A 3011-nucleotide genomic window follows, 5' to 3' on the forward strand; every position below is an offset into this window, starting at 1 on the left:
CGCCGAGCACGGTGCCGAGCTCGCCACCGTCGCCCTGGCCTGGCTGGGCACCCGCCCGACGGTCGCCGCCCCGATCGCCAGCGCCCGCCGCGTCGGACGCACCGTTACGGGCGCCCGAAATGGGTGGGGTAGAAGCCACTGCTGAGAGTGGAGACCCGCACCGTCTTCCCCGGTCGGGGGGCCTCGACGAAGGTGCCGCCGCCGAGGTAGATCCCCACGTGGTGGATGCCGGAGGCCCGGCCGCTGTCCGACCAGAACAGCAGGTCACCGCGGCGCAGCTGCCCTGCGGTGATCGGGGTGGTGGCCGCGTACTGGTCGTCCGCCACCCGCGGCAGGCTGATCCCGCTGCGCCGGTAGGCCTGCTGGACCAGCCCCGAGCAGTCGTAGCCGGACGGGCCGTTGCCGCCCCAGACGTACGGCTTGCCGAGCTGGGCGAGCGCGTAGTCGATCGCCGCCCCGGTGCTGCGGGAGGCCGGCGCGCTGTCGGAGGCCGGCCGGGTGGCGGGCTGCGCGGGCGCGGGGGCCGACCCGCCGGACCGGCCGGTGCGGCTGAGGTAGATGTCGTAGTGGCTGGTGTACCGCCACTCGCCGCTGCCGTTCTTGAACCAGTACGTGGAACCGTCCCAGCCCTGCCGCATCCCCGAGGACGGCGCTGACGCGGACGCGGACGGTGTCGGGGGCGTGGCCGAGCCGTTGGAGACGACCGCCTTGCCGGCGGAGCCGCCGGACTTGCCGGTGCGGGCGGTGTAGACGTCGCGGTGGGTGGTCCAGCGCCATCCGCCGTTCGCGCCCTTGAACCAGTACTTCGAGCCGTCCCAGCCCGGTGTGCCGGGCGCGGCGTGCGCGGATCCGGCACCGGTCGTCAGACCGACCACGCCGGCTCCCGCCAGCACCGTGGTGGCCAGGCAGGTACTTCGCACGGCCCGGTGTATTCGCCCGCCGCCGGACGCCCCGGCCGCCGGGCGGGCGGTTCGCGGCCGGGCCGCGCAGTGCGGGCAGCCGCAGCCCGCCACGGTGGAGCCGCTGCCGAGGCTCTCCTCGAAATCGATCAGTGCGGCGTCGGCGTCGAAGCCGGCGAACTCCGCCTCGACATCGGCCTCGACATCGGCCTCCGGGCCGGTGGCTATCCTCATGCCGGTCGTCCTTCCTTCCGCCCGGCCCGGGCGGCCGGGGACGGTACCGAGGCGGCCACTCCGGCCGGGGCGACGAAGGCGACCAGCAGCTGCTCCATCAGCGCGCTGCGGGCGGCCTCGTCCAGCTCGTGCGCGGTCGCGCGCTCCAGCCGGCGAACGGCGAGCGCCGCCGCCTCCACCGCGTCGTCGACCAGCACCGTGCGCAGGCCCGCGTCCAGGTCCGCCAGCCGGCGGCGGCGCATCGACTCGGCGACCTCGGGCGCGTAGTCCAGCGCCAGCGGCTGCACCGAGTAGACCTCCAGGCCGGCCGGGGCGACCTCGGCGGCCAGCGACCGGGTCAGCTCGTCGGCGAACCACTGGCCGTCGCGCAGCGCGGGACCGGGCGCCGCGTTGCTGTCGCACGGCAGCATGGACGCGGTGCGGGTCAGCACCGCCTGCACCTGCTCGCGCAGGTAGTCCTCGTGGCCCTCGATCGACAGCAGCGCCCGGGCGGTGTCCTTGACCCGCCAGACGATCAGCAGCCGGACGACGATCGGCGTGCCGGTCCGGTCGACCACCTTGACCGGCTCGCTGCGCCAGTGCCGCAGCCGGACATCCACCCGGCGTCGGCGCAGCAGCGGGTTGACCCAGACCAGACCGGTGCGCCGGACGGTCCCGCGGTAGCGGCCCCAGCGACTGAGCACCCGGGTCTCGCCGCCCGCGTTGGCCAGCAGCCCGGCCAGCGAGAGGACGATCAGCAGCCCCGCCGCGGTGACCGCGGCGACGGTCCTCGCCTCCACCACCGCCCCGCCACCGGCCCTGGCTGCGGCGGTGCGCAGGTCGGGCAGCGCGTCCCAGTGCGGGATGACGCCGTCGCTCAGCAGGACCAGCAGGACGGCGGCCACGCCGAGCAGCAGCGCCAGCAGGGCGATCCAGCCGGGCAGCGCGGTGGCGCCGTGCTCGCGCAGCGCCTGGTCGGCGCGCGGGGGCCGGCGGGAGGTGGTCGCGGTGATCGCGCCGGCCGGGGTGGCCTCCGGAAGCTCCACCGCCTCCGGGGCCGCCGTCTCCAGCGGGTCGCGCAGGTCGACCGGCGTGCCCGCCGGGCCGGGGACCGTCGCCAGCTGCGCGGTCGCCGGGCCGCTGTCGACCGGCTTGCCGGTCTTGGCCGCCTTCACCAGCGGGCTGGAGCCGGAGGCGGAACGTTCCGGCAGGGCCGGGGGCAACGCCTTGGGAAGATTGTCGGGTCGCTGCGAAAAATCGCGGGTGACGTCCATGCACGGATCCTCGGGTTCAGTGTGTCGCGCAACGGGCGGCCCGGATCTGACGGGCAGTGCCAGAGTCAGGCTAAGTTCATACGTCATCAAATGCGACATTTGCGATAGAGCGTGTCGACATTTGCTGACGAATCATCTGAAGCTGACCTGACGCGCAGGCACATGAGCGGATGGTCGGATTGGTTCAGCGCCGCCGGGCGCCGGGACCGCGAGCGAAGACCCGACGGGTGATCAGGCCGATCCCGGTGAGCAGCAGCAGAAGACCGGCGAGCCCGCCGCGCCAACCCTCGGACCGGGAGTGGTCGGAAGCCGGCTGCGCCTGCGTCGCCTCGCCCCCGCTGGAGGGCTCGACGGACGACCCGGCCGGGGGCGCGGCCAGCGCCCGGGAGGTCTCGGCCGAGACCTGACCGGCGACCACCGCCGGCGCCGCCCCGGCGGTCGCAGTGGCTGTGGGGGCACCTGTGGTGGGTGGGACGGTCGGAATGGGCACGGTGGACGGGTTGGACAGCGTGGATGGCGTGGACGTGACGGTCGCGCCGGTGACCGACGCCCCCGCACTGGGGCTCGGGCTCGGGCTGACGACCACCCCAGGGCTGACAGTCGGGCTCGGGGTGGCCGAGGGCAC

3 protein-coding genes and 1 pseudogene are annotated in these 3011 nt (G+C 74.9%); 1 reads left to right on the forward strand and 3 read right to left on the reverse strand.

Features of this window, described 5'->3' with window-relative positions; translation table 11 throughout:
* Positions 1-94: pseudogene (locus ACFVYI_RS25325) on the forward strand (aldo/keto reductase); the annotation flags it as partial.
* A gap of 10 nt (positions 95-104) precedes the next feature.
* Here ACFVYI_RS25325 and ACFVYI_RS25330 read toward each other — a convergent pair.
* The 3 genes from ACFVYI_RS25330 to ACFVYI_RS25340 form a co-directional block, all read right to left on the reverse strand.
* Entirely contained in the window at positions 105-1133 is a 1029-nt protein-coding gene (locus ACFVYI_RS25330) for a C40 family peptidase (RefSeq protein ID WP_387889420.1), read from the reverse strand.
* Entirely contained in the window at positions 1130-2386 is a 1257-nt protein-coding gene (locus ACFVYI_RS25335) for an SPFH domain-containing protein (RefSeq protein ID WP_387889423.1), read from the reverse strand. Before ACFVYI_RS25335 ends, ACFVYI_RS25330 begins: the two co-directional genes overlap by 4 nt.
* 184 nt (positions 2387-2570) lie before the next feature.
* The gene (locus ACFVYI_RS25340; protein WP_387889425.1) at positions 2571-2876 is read right to left on the reverse strand and encodes a hypothetical protein; all 306 of its coding nucleotides are present in this window, start codon (positions 2874-2876) and stop codon (positions 2571-2573) included.
* Between the last annotated feature and the right edge of the window lie 135 nt (positions 2877-3011).

The organism is Kitasatospora sp. NPDC058218, from assembly GCF_042882445.1.
In the GTDB taxonomy this organism is placed as follows: domain Bacteria; phylum Actinomycetota; class Actinomycetes; order Streptomycetales; family Streptomycetaceae; genus Kitasatospora.

Bases quoted from the DNA above. Each gene is read 5' to 3' on its own strand.
- ACFVYI_RS25330 (WP_387889420.1), bottom strand. From the start codon at position 1,133: ATGAGGATAGCCACCGGCCCGGAGGCCGATGTCGAGGCCGATGTCGAG.
- ACFVYI_RS25335 (WP_387889423.1), bottom strand. From the start codon at position 2,386: ATGGACGTCACCCGCGATTTTTCGCAGCGACCCGACAATCTTCCCAAG.